Origin of the sequence: Maribellus comscasis (genome assembly GCF_009762775.1) — a bacterium.
Taxonomy (GTDB): Bacteria; Bacteroidota; Bacteroidia; order Bacteroidales; family Prolixibacteraceae; genus Draconibacterium; species Draconibacterium comscasis.
Genome location: NZ_CP046401.1, coordinates 969,592 through 984,839 on the forward strand (window position 1 = coordinate 969,592; position 15,248 = coordinate 984,839).

19 protein-coding genes are annotated in these 15,248 nt (G+C 38.9%); 3 read left to right on the top strand and 16 right to left on the bottom strand.

Translation table 11 applies throughout. The features are described 5' to 3' along the window. Nucleotides 1–2: 2 nt before the first annotated feature. From rpsQ to GM418_RS04000, 16 genes are all read right to left on the bottom strand, one after another. Nucleotides 3–266, bottom strand: coding sequence for a 30S ribosomal protein S17 (gene rpsQ / locus GM418_RS03925; protein WP_158863353.1), 264 nt, complete (start codon nt 264–266; stop codon nt 3–5). Between the two features lie 7 nt (nt 267–273). Continuing rightward, a complete protein-coding gene (rpmC, locus tag GM418_RS03930) occupies nt 274–477 on the bottom strand; it encodes a 50S ribosomal protein L29 (protein WP_158863356.1) in 204 nt (67 codons plus the stop codon). Nucleotides 478–491: 14 nt separating this feature from the next. Then, nucleotides 492–914, bottom strand: coding sequence for a 50S ribosomal protein L16 (gene rplP, locus GM418_RS03935; RefSeq protein WP_158863358.1), 423 nt, complete (start codon nt 912–914; stop codon nt 492–494). A 27-nt stretch (nt 915–941) separates the two neighbouring features. Next, entirely contained in the window at nt 942–1,652 is a 711-nt protein-coding gene (gene rpsC, locus GM418_RS03940) for a 30S ribosomal protein S3 (RefSeq protein ID WP_158863360.1), read from the bottom strand. Nucleotides 1,653–1,658: 6 nt separating this feature from the next. Then, a complete protein-coding gene (rplV, locus tag GM418_RS03945; RefSeq protein ID WP_158863362.1) occupies nt 1,659–2,078 on the bottom strand; it encodes a 50S ribosomal protein L22 in 420 nt (139 codons plus the stop codon). 28 nt (nt 2,079–2,106) lie between these two features. Then, nucleotides 2,107–2,373, bottom strand: coding sequence for a 30S ribosomal protein S19 (gene rpsS, locus GM418_RS03950; RefSeq protein WP_158863364.1), 267 nt, complete (start codon nt 2,371–2,373; stop codon nt 2,107–2,109). A 17-nt stretch (nt 2,374–2,390) separates the two neighbouring features. Continuing rightward, on the bottom strand, nt 2,391–3,215 hold the full coding sequence (gene rplB / locus GM418_RS03955; RefSeq protein WP_158863366.1) for a 50S ribosomal protein L2: 825 nt from the start codon (nt 3,213–3,215) through the stop codon (nt 2,391–2,393). Between the two features lie 6 nt (nt 3,216–3,221). Then, entirely contained in the window at nt 3,222–3,512 is a 291-nt protein-coding gene (gene rplW / locus GM418_RS03960) for a 50S ribosomal protein L23 (RefSeq protein WP_158863368.1), read from the bottom strand. Between the two features lie 12 nt (nt 3,513–3,524). Beyond that, nucleotides 3,525–4,154 (bottom strand): 50S ribosomal protein L4, encoded by a 630-nt coding sequence (rplD, locus tag GM418_RS03965; protein WP_158863370.1) that lies wholly within the window; start codon nt 4,152–4,154, stop codon nt 3,525–3,527. After that, complete coding sequence (gene rplC, locus GM418_RS03970) at nt 4,145–4,774, bottom strand: 50S ribosomal protein L3 (RefSeq protein WP_158863372.1); 630 nt, start codon at nt 4,772–4,774, stop codon at nt 4,145–4,147. Before rplC ends, rplD begins: the two co-directional genes overlap by 10 nt. A gap of 21 nt (nt 4,775–4,795) precedes the next feature. Continuing rightward, the gene (gene rpsJ / locus GM418_RS03975; RefSeq protein WP_038558987.1) at nt 4,796–5,101 is read right to left on the bottom strand and encodes a 30S ribosomal protein S10; all 306 of its coding nucleotides are present in this window, start codon (nt 5,099–5,101) and stop codon (nt 4,796–4,798) included. A 20-nt stretch (nt 5,102–5,121) separates the two neighbouring features. Further along, the gene (fusA, locus tag GM418_RS03980) at nt 5,122–7,236 is read right to left on the bottom strand and encodes an elongation factor G (RefSeq protein WP_158863374.1); all 2,115 of its coding nucleotides are present in this window, start codon (nt 7,234–7,236) and stop codon (nt 5,122–5,124) included. A gap of 67 nt (nt 7,237–7,303) precedes the next feature. Further along, nucleotides 7,304–7,780 carry a 30S ribosomal protein S7 gene (gene rpsG / locus GM418_RS03985; protein WP_158863376.1) on the bottom strand — a complete coding sequence of 159 codons (477 nt, stop codon included), beginning with the start codon at nt 7,778–7,780 and terminating at the stop codon, nt 7,304–7,306. A 129-nt stretch (nt 7,781–7,909) separates the two neighbouring features. Continuing rightward, a complete protein-coding gene (gene rpsL, locus GM418_RS03990) occupies nt 7,910–8,284 on the bottom strand; it encodes a 30S ribosomal protein S12 (RefSeq protein WP_158863378.1) in 375 nt (124 codons plus the stop codon). A 222-nt stretch (nt 8,285–8,506) separates the two neighbouring features. Then, complete coding sequence (locus tag GM418_RS03995; protein ID WP_158863380.1) at nt 8,507–9,880, bottom strand: putative HlyD family type I secretion protein; 1,374 nt, start codon at nt 9,878–9,880, stop codon at nt 8,507–8,509. Between the two features lie 40 nt (nt 9,881–9,920). Beyond that, entirely contained in the window at nt 9,921–12,110 is a 2,190-nt protein-coding gene (locus tag GM418_RS04000) for a peptidase domain-containing ABC transporter (RefSeq protein WP_158863382.1), read from the bottom strand. A 556-nt stretch (nt 12,111–12,666) separates the two neighbouring features. On the opposite strand from GM418_RS04000, the gene GM418_RS04005 reads away from it, so the two are divergent. The 3 genes from GM418_RS04005 (at nt 12,667) to GM418_RS04015 (ending at nt 15,092) form a co-directional block, all read left to right on the top strand. Beyond that, nucleotides 12,667–13,401, top strand: a complete 735-nt coding sequence (locus GM418_RS04005) for a LytR/AlgR family response regulator transcription factor (RefSeq protein WP_158863384.1) — start codon at nt 12,667–12,669, stop codon at nt 13,399–13,401. Nucleotides 13,402–13,706: 305 nt separating this feature from the next. Further along, nucleotides 13,707–14,234, top strand: a complete 528-nt coding sequence (locus GM418_RS04010) for a TetR/AcrR family transcriptional regulator (RefSeq protein WP_158863386.1) — start codon at nt 13,707–13,709, stop codon at nt 14,232–14,234. A 93-nt stretch (nt 14,235–14,327) separates the two neighbouring features. Further along, nucleotides 14,328–15,092 carry an SDR family NAD(P)-dependent oxidoreductase gene (locus GM418_RS04015; protein ID WP_158863388.1) on the top strand — a complete coding sequence of 255 codons (765 nt, stop codon included), beginning with the start codon at nt 14,328–14,330 and terminating at the stop codon, nt 15,090–15,092. Nucleotides 15,093–15,248 lie beyond the last annotated feature (156 nt).

The window sequence follows — 15,248 nt, forward strand, 5'->3', positions numbered from 1 at the left end:
GATTACTTAGCTCTTTCAATTACTTCAACTAATCTCCAACATTTGCTTTTACTGAGCGGACGTGTTTCCATAATCCTTACAGTGTCGCCAATGTTGCAGGTATTACTCTCATCGTGAACATGGAATTTAGTTGTTTTATTAACGAACTTACCATAAATTGGATGCTTTACTTTACGTTTTTCAGCAACCACAATGGTTTTTTCCATTTTATTGCTAACAACCACCCCGATTCTTTCTTTCCTGAGATTTCTCACTTTATTTTCCATCGCTGAATTAATTCAATTTTTCGTTTAATTCCCTATCGCGAAGAACCGTTTTTAAGCGTGCAATATTTCTCTTACTTTCTGTTAACTTGTTAGGGTTATCAAGCGGAGAAACTGCGTGATTTAAACGAAGGCGAACCAGGTTTTCCTGTTCAGTCTGTATTCTTTCGACGATCTCTTTGGTCGTCAGTTCTTTAATTTCAGATGTTTTCATTATTCACCTTTTTTTTATTCTTCGACAAAATCGCGTCTTACTACAAATTTTGTTGTAACCGGCAATTTCTGGGCTGCTAATCTTAAAGCTTCTTTGGCAAGTGCGAACGGCACGCCGTCGGCTTCAATAATTATGCGTCCCGGAGAAACCGGAGCAACAAATGCTTCAGGAGCACCTTTACCTTTACCCATCCTTACTTCGGCTGGTTTTTTGGTAATCGGTTTATCGGGAAATATCCGTATCCATATTTGACCTTGACGTTGCATGTGGCGGGTTACCGCAACCCTTGCTGCCTCAATTTGGCGACCGGTAATCCAGGCCTCTTCCAACGACTTTATTCCAAATGAACCGAATGCTAACTGGTTGCCTCTTTGGGCATTTCCTTTCATTCGGCCTTTCTGTACTCTTCTAAATTTTACCTTTTTTGGCTGTAACATCCTTGTAAATTTCTGAGTGTTAAACCACTATTTTCTTCTTCTTCCACGGTTTCCACCGCCACCTTTACCACCTCTTCCCGGTTTTTGACCGATGTTTGGCGAAAGATCGCGATTTCCGTAAACCATACCTTTACAAATCCAGACTTTTACACCGATAAGTCCGGTTTTGGTCAACGCTTCAGCTAATGCGTAGTCAATATCGGCACGCAAAGTATGCAGCGGAGTACGGCCATCTTTATACATTTCAGAACGAGCCATTTCTGCTCCGTTTAACCTTCCGGAAACCAATACTTTGATTCCTTCTGATCCCATTCTCATGGTTGAAGCAATGGCCATCTTAACTGCCCTGCGGTAAGCAATTTTACCTTCGATCTGCCGCGCAATGTTTGTTGCAACGATTTTAGCATCGAGTTCCGGGCGTTTGATCTCAAAAATGTTGATCTGAACTTCTTTATTGGTAATTTTCTTCAGCTCTTCTTTCAGTTTATCAACTTCCTGACCTCCCTTACCAATAATAATACCTGGGCGTGACGAGTGTACGGTAATGGTGATGAGTTTCAAGGTACGTTCAATTACGATTCTTGAAATACTGGCTTTAGCCAAACGAGCGTTCAGGTATTCCCTGATCTTTTGGTCTTCTACCAGTTTGTCACCATAATCATCGCCGCCGAACCAGTTTGAGTCCCATCCTTTGATGAATCCCAAACGATTTGCAATCGGATTTACTTTTTGTCCCATGTACTATTAATTAAGATTTTCTTCAACAACACTTTCTTTACTATCTACGTAAATAGTAACGTGGTTGGAACGTTTTCTGATTCGGTGTGCACGACCCTGGGGAGCCGGACGTAACCTTTTCAGAATACGGCCTGAATCAACCATAATTTGTTTTACGTAAAGTTCACTTTCTTCTAAACGAACTCCTTCGTTTTTCGCCTGCCAATTGGCAATAGCTGAAAGAAGAAGTTTTTCTACCCTGCGGGAAGCTTCTTTTGATGAATATTTCAAAACATCCAGCGCTTTATTTACCTCCATGCCGCGGATCATATCAGCTACAAGCCTCATTTTCCTTGGAGATGTTGGGCAGTTTCTCAAAACAGCAAAATATTGTTGTTTTTTTTCTTCTTTTCTTTTTTCAGCTGCTAGTCTTTTTCTGGCACCCATTTCTTTTTCTTTTAAAATTAATTATGCCTTATCTTTTATTACCAGCATGCCCCCTGAATGTACGCGTAGGTGCGAATTCACCCAAACGGTGACCAACCATATTCTCGGTAATGTATACCGGAATGAACTTGTTTCCGTTATGTACTGCAACAGTATGGCCTACAAAATCAGGAGAAATTACTGATGCCCTGGCCCATGTTTTAACAACCGATTTTTTCCCTGACTCATTCATAGCCAGAACTTTTCTTTCAAGTTTAAAATCGATAAAAGGACCTTTTTTTAATGAACGACTCATAATTTATTCCTCTTTAACTATTTTTTCCTACGTTCTACAATATACTTGTTGGATGCTTTCTTTTTAGAACGGGTTTTATACCCTTTAGCAAGAACGCCTTTACGTGATCTTGGGTGTCCTCCTGATGAACGGCCTTCACCACCACCCATTGGGTGATCAACCGGGTTCATAACAACACCACGTACACGAGGCCTTCTGCCCAACCATCTTGAACGACCGGCTTTACCCGATTTTTCAATGTTGTGTTCTGTATTTCCAACTGTACCTACTGTAGCCCTGCAAGATGTAAGTACCATACGAGATTCGCCTGAAGGCAATTTCAAAATTGCATATTTGCCTTCACGTGAGGTCAATTGCGCATATGCGCCTGCACTACGAGCCATAACGCCACCCTGCCCAGGATGGAGTTCAATGTTGTGAACCAAAGTACCCAGAGGTATTTCACTAAGTGGTAATGTATTTCCAATTTCAGGTTCCACACCGCTACCGCTCTTTACCGTTTGGCCAACTTGCAACCCGTTAGGCGCTACGATATATCTTTTTTCGCCGTCTTCGTATTGAAGAAGGGCGATGCGAGCAGTACGGTTTGGATCGTACTGAATGGAATCGACAACAGCTGCAACACCGTCTTTATCGCGTTTAAAATCGATAATACGGTATTTGCGTTTGTGTCCCCCACCTATATACCTCATCGTCATGCGGCCCTGGTTGTTTCTACCGCCAGATTTCCGCAGGGGCTCCAACAATGATTTTTCAGGTGTAGATGCAGTAATGGTATCAAAAGCACCTATAATTTTGTGCCTTTGACCCGGAGTTACTGGTTTTAGTTTTCTTACTGCCATTTTATATTAAATATTACTATAAAAGTCAATACTATCACCTTCTACCAAAGTAACAATTGCTTTTTTGTAAGAAGCAGTTTTACCGGTAATGATACCGCCTTTGGTATATCTTGATTTCATTTTCCCACCATAAACCATGGTATTTACGCTGTCAACCGAAACATTATAAAGGTTTTCAACAGCCTTTTTAATTTGAGGTTTGGTTGCTCTGCGATCAACGACAAAACCGTAACGGTTAAACCGCTCTGCCTGGTCTGTCATTTTTTCTGTTACTAATGGTTTTATTAATATTTCCATTTTTTACAAGCCTTATAGGTTAAACGCCTCTTCAATTTTTTTGACAGACCCCTCAACAAGAACAACAGTTTTTGCGTTTAAAATCTGATAAGTATTTAATTCTGAAGCAATTACAACCGAAACATCCTTCAAATTTCTGGAGGACAAATATATATTATTATTTTCGACTGGTAAAACGAAAAGTGACTTTTTATCAGCGATTTGCAAATTTGCTTTAATCGTCACCAATTCCTTTGTTTTAGGCGCTTCCAAATTAAAATCTTCGAGAACTACAATACTTTTTTCGTTTGCCTTATAAGTCAACGCTGATTTTCTGGCCAACTGTTTTACTTTCTTGTTCAGTTTAAAGCCATAATTGCGCGGACGTGGCCCAAAAACAGTACCACCACCACGGAAAACAGGAGACTTGATACTACCGGCACGAGCTGTACCTGTACCCTTTTGTCTTTTTATTTTCTTGGTACTTCCTGTAATCTCAGCACGTTCTTTTGCTTTATGTGTTCCCTGACGCTGATTTGCCAAATATTGTTTCACATCGAGATAAATGGCATGGTCGCTGGGTTCAATACCGAAAATCTGGTCATTTAAAGCGACCTTTCTTCCGGTTTCTTTTCCTTCTATATTCAGTACACTTAGTTCCATTGTTTCCTAATAATTATGTATGAACCTTTGGCGCCAGGCACTGAACCTTTCACCACAATTAAATTCTTTTCAGGAATAATTTTCACTACTTCCAGGTTTTCAATAGTGATGGTTTTACCACCATCTCTACCTGCCATTCGCATTCCTTTAAAAACACGCGAGGGCCACGAGGAGGCTCCGATAGAACCAGGTGCTCTCAGCCTGTTGTGCTGTCCGTGTGTTGCATCATTCACACCACGGAAATTGTGTCTTTTTACTACACCCTGGAATCCTTTACCTTTTGAAACACCGATTACGTCAACGTAATCTCTTTCATGAAAAATTGAAACATCGATTTCCTGTCCCAACTCAAATTCTTCCTGGTAAGTGTTATGAAACTCAACTACTTTACGCTTTGGTGAAACACCAGCCTTTTTAAAGTGGCCATACTCGGCTTTTGTGGCGTGTTTTTCTTTCTTATCGCCATAAGCCAACTGAAGCGCTTCGTAGCCGTCGGTTTTGGTGGTTTTCACTTGTGTAACTACACAAGGACCAGCCTCAATCACAGTGCATGGGATATTTTTCCCCTCAACACTGAATACGGATGTCATTCCGATTTTTTTTCCAATAATACCAGCCATTTTTCGACTACTTTTTAATTATCAAACTTTAATTTCAACTTCAACGCCACTGGGTAATTCCAGCTTCATTAAGGCGTCAATTGTTTTTGCGGTAGAGCTGTAAATATCAATCAAACGTTTGTATGACGACAACTGAAACTGCTCTCTCGATTTTTTATTTACGAAAGTGGAACGCAAAACTGTAAAAACTCTTCTGTGCGTTGGTAGCGGAATAGGACCACTTACAACAGCTCCGGTAGTTTTTACCGTTTTAACGATCTTCTCAGCCGATTTGTCAACAAGGTTGTGATCGTAAGATTTCAGCTTAATCCTGATCTTTTGACTCATAATGAGAAAATTGTTATAAATTATTTTAATAAATCAACTCTTCCCTGTACACTTTCCAATACTTTCTCTGCCAACTGACGCGGTACTTCCTGGTAGTCGTTAAACTCCATTGACGAAGTAGCACGCCCAGACGAGAGCGTACGCAATACCGTTACATAACCAAACTGTTCTGATAACGGAACTTTTGCGTTTAATACTTTTGCACCGCCTTTTGTTTCCATTCCTGCAATATCACCACGACGACGGTTCAAATCTCCAATAATATCACCCATATATTCTTCCGGAGTAACAATCTCCAGTTTCATAATAGGTTCAAGCAATTTGGGGCCTGCCTTAGAGGCCGCATTCTTAAATGCTTGTCTCGCACAAATTTCAAACGACAACTGGTCTGAATCCACCGGGTGAAAAGAACCGTCAAGCAATGTCACTTTAAGGCTGTCGATCGGATATCCCGCAAGCGGTCCGTTTGACAGTGCTTCCTGAAATCCTTTTTGCACGGAAGGAATAAATTCACGTGGAATTCTTCCACCTTTTACCTCGTCGACAAATTGTAAACCCTGTACTCCTTCGTCTGCGGGTTCGACCCGAACAATAATATCAGCAAATTTACCACGTCCACCGGTTTGTTTTTTGAATACTTCGCGTAACTCAACCGATTGGCTAATTGCTTCTTTATATGCTACCTGGGGAGCTCCCTGGTTACACTCAACTTTAAATTCACGTCTCAGCCTGTCGATCAAAATTTCGAGGTGAAGTTCTCCCATACCGCGAATTACGGTTTGACCTGAGTCAGGATCAGTATTTACCTGGAATGTCGGGTCTTCTTCTGCCAGTTTGGCTAAACCGTTTCCAAGACGATCCAAATCCTTTTGTGATTTTGGTTCTACCGCAATACCAATAACCGGTTCCGGAAATTCCATACTCTCCAGTTCGATCGGGTTTTTAATATCACAAAGGGTATCACCTGTACGAATATCTTTAAATCCAACTGCTGCACAGATATCTCCTGCTTCAATTACATCCTTTGGATTTTGTTTATTTGAGTGCATCTGGTACAAACGTGAAATACGCTCTTTTTTACCTGTTCTTGAGTTTAATACCTGAGAACCGGATTCAATTTTACCTGAATACACCCGGATATATGCCAAACGACCAACAAACGGGTCGGTAGCAATTTTAAATGCCAAAGCGGCAAGTGGTTCGTCAACATCTGCTGTCCGGGTAACTTCTTTATCAATTACCGGATTTTTACCTGTTACATCTCCTTTATCAAGCGGGCTTGGAAGGAAAGCACATACTGAATCGAGCAAACGCTGAACTCCTTTATTTTTAAATGCTGATCCACACATCATTGGGATAATAACCCCATCAATAGTAGCACGGCGAATAACCGTAAGCATCTCCTCCTTTGTTATAGAATCAGGGTCTTCGAAATAACGTTCCAAAATTGCATCGTCAACTTCGGCAACCGATTCTACCAGTTTTTCTTTCCATTCTTCAGCCTGTTCCATCAATTCTTCAGGAATTTCTTCGAGGCTGTAGTTGGTTCCCATATTTTCATCGTCGAACCAACGAATGGCTTTCATTTCAATAAGATCGATAACTCCTTCAAATCTTTCTTCAGCACCGATCGGAATTTGAACAGGTACCGGGTTTGCTCCCAGTTTTTCTTTAATATCATTATATACATTAAAGAAATCGGCTCCCTGGCGATCCATTTTATTTACAAAAGCGATTCTAGGAACACCATATTTTTCGGCCTGACGCCATACCGTTTCCGATTGAGCTTCAACGCCACCTACTGCACAAAAAAGTGCAACGGTACCATCCAAAACACGTAACGAGCGTTCAACTTCGACGGTGAAATCAACGTGCCCGGGAGTATCAATGATGTTGATCTTGTGTTCAGCATCTTTATATTTCCAGAAAGTGGTTGTAGCAGCAGAAGTAATTGTAATGCCTCTTTCCTGCTCCTGTTCCATCCAGTCCATGGTAGCAGCGCCATCGTGAACTTCACCAATACGATGCGTTAATCCCGTGTAAAAGAGAATTCGCTCTGTTACTGTGGTCTTACCCGCATCAATATGCGCCATAATACCAATGTTTCTTGTATTTTTCAGATCTTGTTTAGCCATTTTTTAAACCAATTTTCTTAATCCTATTTTTACTAATCTTAAAAACTAAACTATACCATTTTCTAAACTAAAATCTGAAATGTGCAAACGCACGGTTTGCTTCGGCCATTCTGTGGGTATCTTCTTTCTTTTTGAAAGCTCCACCTTCTTCATTAAATGCAGCCACAATTTCTGCAGATAATTTATCGGCCATTGATTTACCCGAACGCTTCCGGGCAAACAATATCATATTTTTAATACTGATTGCGGTTTTTCTTTCCGGTCTGATTTCCATCGGTACCTGGAAAGTAGCACCACCTACACGGCGGCTTTTAACTTCAACAGCCGGAGTAATATTTTCCAATGCTTTTTTCCAAACATCAAGAGGCGAAAGTTCTGTATCTTTCACTCTTTTTTCAACCATATCCAATGTTTGATAGAAAATGGCATAAGCAGTAGATTTTTTACCATCTACCATTAAATCGTTGACAAACCGGGTTACCAAAGTATCGTTGAATTTTGGGTCCGGAAGCAAAATCCGCTTTTTTGGTTTCGTCTTTCTCATTTTAAAACTTTTAAGTGTTATTTAAATTGGCTGCCCGTAGGCGGTCTTCAGCGTTTTCTTCGGAAGACATTTTGAAAGAAAACCTTACTCAACCAAACCACTGCAAATAACGTTGTTAAATACTATTTTTTACTTTTTGGGTTTTTTAGCACCATATTTTGAACGACGTTGCAAACGTCCTTCTACACCTGCTGTATCAAGAGCACCACGAATCAAGTGGTAACGTACACCGGGTAAGTCTTTTACCCTGCCGCCACGTACCAATACAATGGAGTGTTCCTGCAAATTGTGTCCTTCACCGGGAATATACGCGTTTACCTCTTTTCCATTGGTTAACCTTACCCTTGCTACTTTGCGCATCGCTGAGTTAGGTTTTTTGGGAGTTGTGGTATAAACACGCACACATACACCGCGACGTTGCGGGCATGAATCTAAAGCCGGAGATTTACTCTTCTCAACTTTAGTTTGTCTTCCTTTTCTAACTAACTGTTGAATAGTTGGCATAAATACCTGTTTTTTATAACGTTAATAATACTTTTTCAAAACGGACTGCAAAAGTATGCAAAAATCCTTAAAAACAATACGTTTCGGGGGAAAAATGCATAGCACCCCCTTAAAACGGCACGCAAAAGTACAAATTCTTACCAAAGAACAATAACATTTTACTTCTTTTTTCCAAAAATTAAGATTGATATCGGGGGAATAAAAGATACCTACAGAGAAAAATTAATTATTTACCCTTTCTTTCCATAACGCTTTGAGTGGATTAAATATACGCTGTATCAATTTCAGGTCTTCCGTTATAATTTCGGCCTGCCCCATTAACTGATTTTGAAGTTCAAGAGACTTCCCGTAATTGGTAACCAATCCTTCAGGAAAAACAACTTCGACCATATAAAAATTATCTTCTGCCGGAACAAGAGAAACATTGCTTACTTTTCCCCTTACCAAACCATATTCCATGTAGGGATAATTATCAAATTTTATATTAACATCCAATCCCTGTTTTACTTTTCCTGAACCGCGAATAGGAAGTTCTACTTTCCCAACAAGCTCACCAAGGTTTTCGGGAACAACGGTAAATACCCTGTCGCCCTGAGTAACATTTTGATTGACACTCCAAAATTTATTAAAAGTAATAACTCCTTCGGTAGGAGATCGCATAAGATAGGTTAGCGCCCAATTACTCACTTCGCTTTTTAAAATATTGAATGCTTCCTGTAGCTCTGATTTGAATTTGTTTTTCTGGTCGGAATACAGTTTTTCATTTTCAATTATCTTCTGTTCCAGTTCACTGATTTCAATTTCACGTTCAGCAAGCTGAGACCGCAAACCGTCGAGTTCCCCTTTTTTACTCAACATCTCGGCTTCAGCCAATTCCAGGTCAGTGGAAGCAATTACCTGCCGGTCTTTTAATCCTTGTTGTCGCTCAAAATTCCTTTTTCTTATTTCGTACTCGTTATTTACTGCGTTTTTTTGCTCCCACAGTCTGTCGTATAAAATACGAGCCATGTTGCGCTGCTGTTTTAACGATTCATTCATTCGGGGATAGTAATTCTGTTCAACAAACAGAAGCAGCTCATCATATTTTTTTAAAAACAGTGAATAGTATTCCTGGATTGTTCCGAGCTGAAGGTTTTTATCAAAAACTGGACGAATTGAAAAACCCAGGCTGTCAAAAACAGGTTGAACAGAATCAATCAGCACATCAAGTTTTTGTACATCACTGTATTCAGCGGGATTTTGGATAAGCGCAATTACCTGCCCTGCTTTTACCCTGTCGTTGTCGGCAACCAGCAATTGTTCTATTTTACCGGTGGAACGGGCGACTAAAGTAGCCGGGGGATTTTCGGTTGTTACTACAATGCTGGAACGTAAAACTTCAGGATATTTGAAAACAAACGCAGATATAATGATAACAGCAAACACAGCAAGAAAGATATAAATGCCAAAACGCACAATACGTGCGGGAACTCCACCCAGAATTTCCTGCACCTCACTTGAACGGATTTCTATAACGCCCCTTTTACCTCCGGTTGGCGGTTTTGCTTCCTGAGGTGAATTGGTTGCGTTTGCTGTATTTCCTGTATTATCCGGCATATTTACCTTTTCTGTTTCTCGTTCCCTTTTAAGAGGTTTTTTAACTTCCTAATTCCAACTGATTTTTTACCAGCCTGTAATATTTTCCTTTTTTATCAATTAATTCCTGATGTTTCCCTATTTCAACAATTTGTCCTTTTTCAAGAACCACAATCTGATCGGCATTTTTCACAGTGCTCAAACGGTGAGCAACCACCACCACTGTTTTTCCTTTTGAAAACTCATCCATATTTTCCATGATGAGTTTTTCGTTATTTGCATCAAGTGCATTTGTTGCCTCGTCAAAAAACAAATAGCTTGGATTTTTGTATATAGCCCGGGCAATTAAAATCCGTTGCTTTTGCCCCTGGCTCAGCCCTGATCCTTCCTGCCCGATAACGGTATTGTAACTTAAGGGCAACGAGTCGATATAATCCTGAATATTAGCCATCTTTACTGCATGCAAAAACAGCTGTTCGTCAATTGCTCCCTCGCTTACCACAATATTCCGTGCTATGGAATCGGAAAAAATAAAACCATCCTGCATAACCACACCACATTTGTCGCGCCACATGGGCTGGTAATAGTTCGCCAGTCGTACACCACCAATTTTTATTTCGCCCTCCACCGGCTGATAAAATCCGAGCATTAATTTTATTAATGTCGTCTTTCCGCTTCCGCTGGTTCCAACAATAGCAGTTGTTTTATTTTCCGGAATTTCAAGATTGATATTATTTAATACTTTGGGTGACCGCGGCCCCTCATATTGAAATACAAGATTGGAAATGGATATGCTTTTATTTTCGGGAAGCATTTTAACTTTTGTTCCTGCAAATTCCTGCTCATCCTTTTTCTCATGTATCTCAGCCAAACGTTCCAGACTTATTTTTGCATCCTGTGCCTGATGCATAAAATATATTAACTGCCGGAGCGGACTGTTTAGCTGCCCTAATATATATTGTATGGCCAACATCATCCCAAGGGTTAATTCTCCGTTGATAACCCCGGTTGCGGCAATTACAATTATCAAGATGTTTTTTGTTTCGTTAATAAATACCGAGCCGGCGTTTTGGTATTGTTCCAGGGCCAGACTCTTTACACTTACCTTAAACAGCCCGGCTTGTATACGCTCCCACTCCCAGCGTTTTTCTTTTTCGTAGTTATTAAGCTTTATTTCCTGCATCCCGTTAATAATCTGGATGAGTTTGCTTTGATTCTCCGATAATTTTCTAAACCGTTTATAATCGAGCTCCCGTCTTCGTTTCATAAAAATATAAACCCATACAAAATAAAGTACTGAGCCCACAATAAAAATCAGGAGTATCTTCAAGCTGTATATAGCGAGCACAACAGCAAAAATTACCAGGCTGAACATCGAAAACAAAATACCGATGGATTGTGCGGTGAGAAAGCGTTCTATTCTGCCATGATCTTCAATACGTTGTAAAATATCTCCTATCATTTTTGAATCGAAGAATCCGAGCGGAAGTTTCATCAGTTTTATCAGGAAGTCGGAAATAATTGAAATATTTATTCGTGTTGAAATATGAAGCAAAATCCAGGACCGAATAAAATCGACCGACATACGACTGATAAACAAAACCATTTGTGCAGCCAGAACCAGATAGATAAAACCAATGTCCTGGTTACTGATTCCGACGTCGATAATACTTTGTGTAAGAAATGGCAAAACCAACTGAATTAGACTGCCAAGAAAAAAACCAAGAAGCAATTGAATCACCAGTTTCCGGTAGGGTTTCAAATAGTTTAACACAAACCTGAAACCCGTCCGTTTTACTTTTTCATCGGCTTCCTGGTAAAAATCGGGAGTGGGTTGCAACAACAGGCAAATCCCTTTTTCCTCCCCTTCCTTTACTGTAGCGAGCCACTTTTGTCTGAACTCGCTTTCAGAATATTCAAGCCTCCCAAAAGCCGGATCGGCGACAAAAACTTTTCCTTTTTTGAATTTGTAAACCACTACAAAATGGTTTTGCCCCCAGTGAACAATACACGGAAGCGGAGCTTCTTTTTTTAACTGCCCGAACGAAATTTTCACCCCCATCGAACGCAAACCGATTCCTTCGGCGGCGTCGCTGATACCAAGTAAAGAAACCCCCTCGCGGGTAATAAATGACTTCTCCCGTAAAAATTCAGTGGAAAAATGTTTCCCGTAATATTTTGCGACCATCCGCAAACAACTTGGGCCGCAGTCCATTGCATCGTATTGCTGGTAAAACGGGAATTTTGACATGCCGGTTTTTTTGATTTCGAAAGATAAGAAAAAAATATATTGGGTTCTAAAAACAATAATTACAAAATACGAATGCAGATGTTACGGATTGAAACCATTCTGAATTATTAAAACTAATAGTGCGGCGGTTTTCTTTATGAAGCAATATTCATTTTTTAACCTTTGAAGGATTTTTAAACAAATCAGAAAAACTTCCAAAAACAACAACCATGCTGATAATCAATACAAAACAAAAAAAATCATTTAACTTTTTCTTATTCCGGTTAACATTTCTTTGGCTTAAATAAGAAATATTAGTTAGGACAAAAATCCGTTTCCCTGTACCTTGCCATAAATTAACCGGCAAAAAAAAATGAAAATAAATGGTACTTCCGGCAACTTTTCCGCAGCTTTATCCATCTTCCTTTCAGAAATAAAAATAAAAAAACAGATCATTTTTTTATGGTATTTAAATACTTTCCTGTAGTAAGTAATATCAAACCTGAAAATTGTGCAGAAAACAAAATGTATTTAAACAACAATGTGGTGTGAAAATTAAAAGAAAAAAATCAGAGTTATGAGGTGCATTGTTATTAAAAAGCCAACAGAACAAATTAATCTTATCGAGTTTATAAAAACAGTTCCGTATTTTGATTTGGTTGCCAGTTGTACTTCGGTTTTCGAAGCATACGAAATACTACAAACACAGCCAATTGATCTTATTTTTATTGATACCGATTTATCAAAAATATCCGGGCTTGATTTTATAAAGAGTCTCGATGATAAACCCTTATTTATTTTTTATTCATCAAATGCCAATCTTGCCATTGAAGGTTTTAACCTGAATGCAATTGACTTTTTGTTAAAACCATTTTCTTTTGACCGCTTTTTAAAGGCTGCCAATAAAGCCCTTCTTCATTATACATTTCGTGAGAAAAAATCGGGACACGAAAAAGAAAAGGAAAGTGTGGAAAACAATGGCCAGTCCAATGAGTTTGTGCTGGTAAAGACCGATTACCAGACCATTTTGGTGCGGCTCGACAACATTCTTTATATTGAAGGATTAAAAGATTATATTAAAATATATACCTCACAAAATGCCAAACCGATTATTACATTAAATTCATTAAAACGTCTACAGCAAAATCTCCCGTCCGAGAAGTTTTCACGGATTCACAAGTCATATATTGTTGGGCTTGACCACATAAAGGCAATCAACAAAACCCAGGTGGTTATAAACGATAAATACATTCCGATTGGAGAAAGCTATAAAAACATTTTTTTGAACCGGATGGAAGAACTGAGGATCTGATTACCCAAAATCCCTGATTCATTGTTCCGTTTTTATCGTATGATTGTGCGCACCTTTCGCTTTTTTTGATTGCATTCCTGCGAAAGCCCGGGCAGTCTTCTTATCTTAATCCAGTTTATTGAAAAAATCGATTAGATTAGGGATGAAAATATCTAATCTTTTAGAGCTGATTAATTCACTAGCTAAGGTAAAATCTTGAGGAATTTTTTGGAAAAAATGAAAGGGTAAACGGATGAAAACAAATGATAATAAAGGGATACAAAATAAAATAAACGTAATTTAACGTTAGTCAATATTTAAACCAGATGAAAGATATACAAAAGGATTGGATAGAAACAGGATACCGTACCTTTGCATTAGAAGGCCCGAAAGGGCTTAAAATTGAACGGATTTCAAAAGAAATAGGGAAAAATAAATCTTCTTTCTATCACCTTTTTGCTGATCTTGAAATATTCACAAGTATATTGTTATCACACCACATAGAACAGTCTAAAATTGTGACTGTAAAAGAATCGGGTTGTACAGACCTTAATGACTTAATAGAGGTATTAGTTGAACATAAAATCGACCTCTTATTCAATCGGCAATTGCGAGTAAATAGAGAAAATATTGAGTTCAAAAAATGTTTTCAAACCGTAAATGAGATGACCATCCTGGCAATTGTTCCTTTATGGTACGAGTTGCTCAGTATTGATAAGAATTTACCCTTAAATGAATTAGTTTTAAAACTTTCACTCGAAAATTTTTTCCTTCAAATAACAGATGAAACAATAAATAAAGATTGGCTTCACGAATATTTTAAAGGCTTAAAAACTTTAGTATCAAAAGTCTGATTAATATATTGAACTTTTAGCGATTAGACGGAGGCGTCTAAAATACCTCGTATTTAGTACGTTAATTTGACCGTAATTAAAAAACAAATAATTATGGAAGGATTAAAAAACAAAGTTTACGTATTCGCAGGAGCCGGAGGCATTGCAGACGGGGTGGCACAATTTTTAGGTACCGGAGGTGCCAAAATTGTAGTTGGTGATATTGTTTTATCAAACGCTCAGAGATGTGTGGATGTTATAAAAGAATCCGGAGGAGATGGAATTGCGACAACACTGGACATTTCTAATGAAGGACAGGTTAAGAATTTGATTTCTTTGGGTGTAAATACCTATGGAAAAATAAATGGATTATTCAATGTTGCGGCAAACATAAATCCGGAGGAAGTGGCAAAGGATACAAATCCATTGGATATAGATATACAAGACTGGCAAAAAAATATCGATATCAATTTAACCGGTTATTTATTAACCTCTAAATATGCGTTACCACACATTTTGGAAGCAGGAGGAGGCTCTATTGTCAATACAATATCTGATGCTGTGTATGCTGCGATGCCTGATAAATTAAGCTATTCGGTTACAAAAGCAGGAATCGGAGCTTTGACAAGAAATGTAGCCAGCAGATTTGGGAAGCAAGGCGTTCGTTGTAATGCTGTTTCTCCAGGTTTAGTTGTAACTGAGAGTGGTTTAAAAAACTCCGGTCATTTGGTAGAAATGGTTATGCAAATGATACCTGCCCCACGTGTTGGAAAACCTGAAGATATGGGAGCTATGGTTGCTTTTCTGCTTTCAGATAATTCTGAATGGATTACGGGTCAAACTATATGTGTGGATGGCGGTGCCGTAATGAGAACTTGATTCTCAAGCATATGTAATAATTGGATTACATTCAGATTAATAAAACACCCATATTATTATGTATAAGAAATAGCGGTTTGAGTGCCAACTCGAACCGTTTTTTCATTAGATTAAAGTATCTTGTAAACCGAAAAGTAATTGCAATAAATCCGCTAC

Bases quoted from the DNA above. Each gene is read 5' to 3' on its own strand.
- GM418_RS04000 (WP_158863382.1), bottom strand. From the start codon at position 12,110: ATGTCAAAATTCCCGTTTTACCAGCAATACGATGCAATGGACTGCGGC.
- rpsS (WP_158863364.1), bottom strand. From the start codon at position 2,373: ATGAGTCGTTCATTAAAAAAAGGTCCTTTTATCGATTTTAAACTTGAA.
- GM418_RS03995 (WP_158863380.1), bottom strand. From the start codon at position 9,880: ATGCCGGATAATACAGGAAATACAGCAAACGCAACCAATTCACCTCAG.
- rpmC (WP_158863356.1), bottom strand. From the start codon at position 477: ATGAAAACATCTGAAATTAAAGAACTGACGACCAAAGAGATCGTCGAA.
- rpsQ (WP_158863353.1), bottom strand. From the start codon at position 266: ATGGAAAATAAAGTGAGAAATCTCAGGAAAGAAAGAATCGGGGTGGTT.
- rplB (WP_158863366.1), bottom strand. From the start codon at position 3,215: ATGGCAGTAAGAAAACTAAAACCAGTAACTCCGGGTCAAAGGCACAAA.
- rplC (WP_158863372.1), bottom strand. From the start codon at position 4,774: ATGGCTGGTATTATTGGAAAAAAAATCGGAATGACATCCGTATTCAGT.
- rpsG (WP_158863376.1), bottom strand. From the start codon at position 7,780: ATGAGAAAGACGAAACCAAAAAAGCGGATTTTGCTTCCGGACCCAAAA.
- rplP (WP_158863358.1), bottom strand. From the start codon at position 914: ATGTTACAGCCAAAAAAGGTAAAATTTAGAAGAGTACAGAAAGGCCGA.
- GM418_RS04015 (WP_158863388.1), top strand. From the start codon at position 14,328: ATGGAAGGATTAAAAAACAAAGTTTACGTATTCGCAGGAGCCGGAGGC.
- fusA (WP_158863374.1), bottom strand. From the start codon at position 7,236: ATGGCTAAACAAGATCTGAAAAATACAAGAAACATTGGTATTATGGCG.
- rpsL (WP_158863378.1), bottom strand. From the start codon at position 8,284: ATGCCAACTATTCAACAGTTAGTTAGAAAAGGAAGACAAACTAAAGTT.
- GM418_RS04010 (WP_158863386.1), top strand. From the start codon at position 13,707: ATGAAAGATATACAAAAGGATTGGATAGAAACAGGATACCGTACCTTT.
- rplV (WP_158863362.1), bottom strand. From the start codon at position 2,078: ATGGGTGCCAGAAAAAGACTAGCAGCTGAAAAAAGAAAAGAAGAAAAA.
- rpsC (WP_158863360.1), bottom strand. From the start codon at position 1,652: ATGGGACAAAAAGTAAATCCGATTGCAAATCGTTTGGGATTCATCAAA.
- rplD (WP_158863370.1), bottom strand. From the start codon at position 4,154: ATGGAACTAAGTGTACTGAATATAGAAGGAAAAGAAACCGGAAGAAAG.
- GM418_RS04005 (WP_158863384.1), top strand. From the start codon at position 12,667: ATGAGGTGCATTGTTATTAAAAAGCCAACAGAACAAATTAATCTTATC.
- rpsJ (WP_038558987.1), bottom strand. From the start codon at position 5,101: ATGAGTCAAAAGATCAGGATTAAGCTGAAATCTTACGATCACAACCTT.
- rplW (WP_158863368.1), bottom strand. From the start codon at position 3,512: ATGGAAATATTAATAAAACCATTAGTAACAGAAAAAATGACAGACCAG.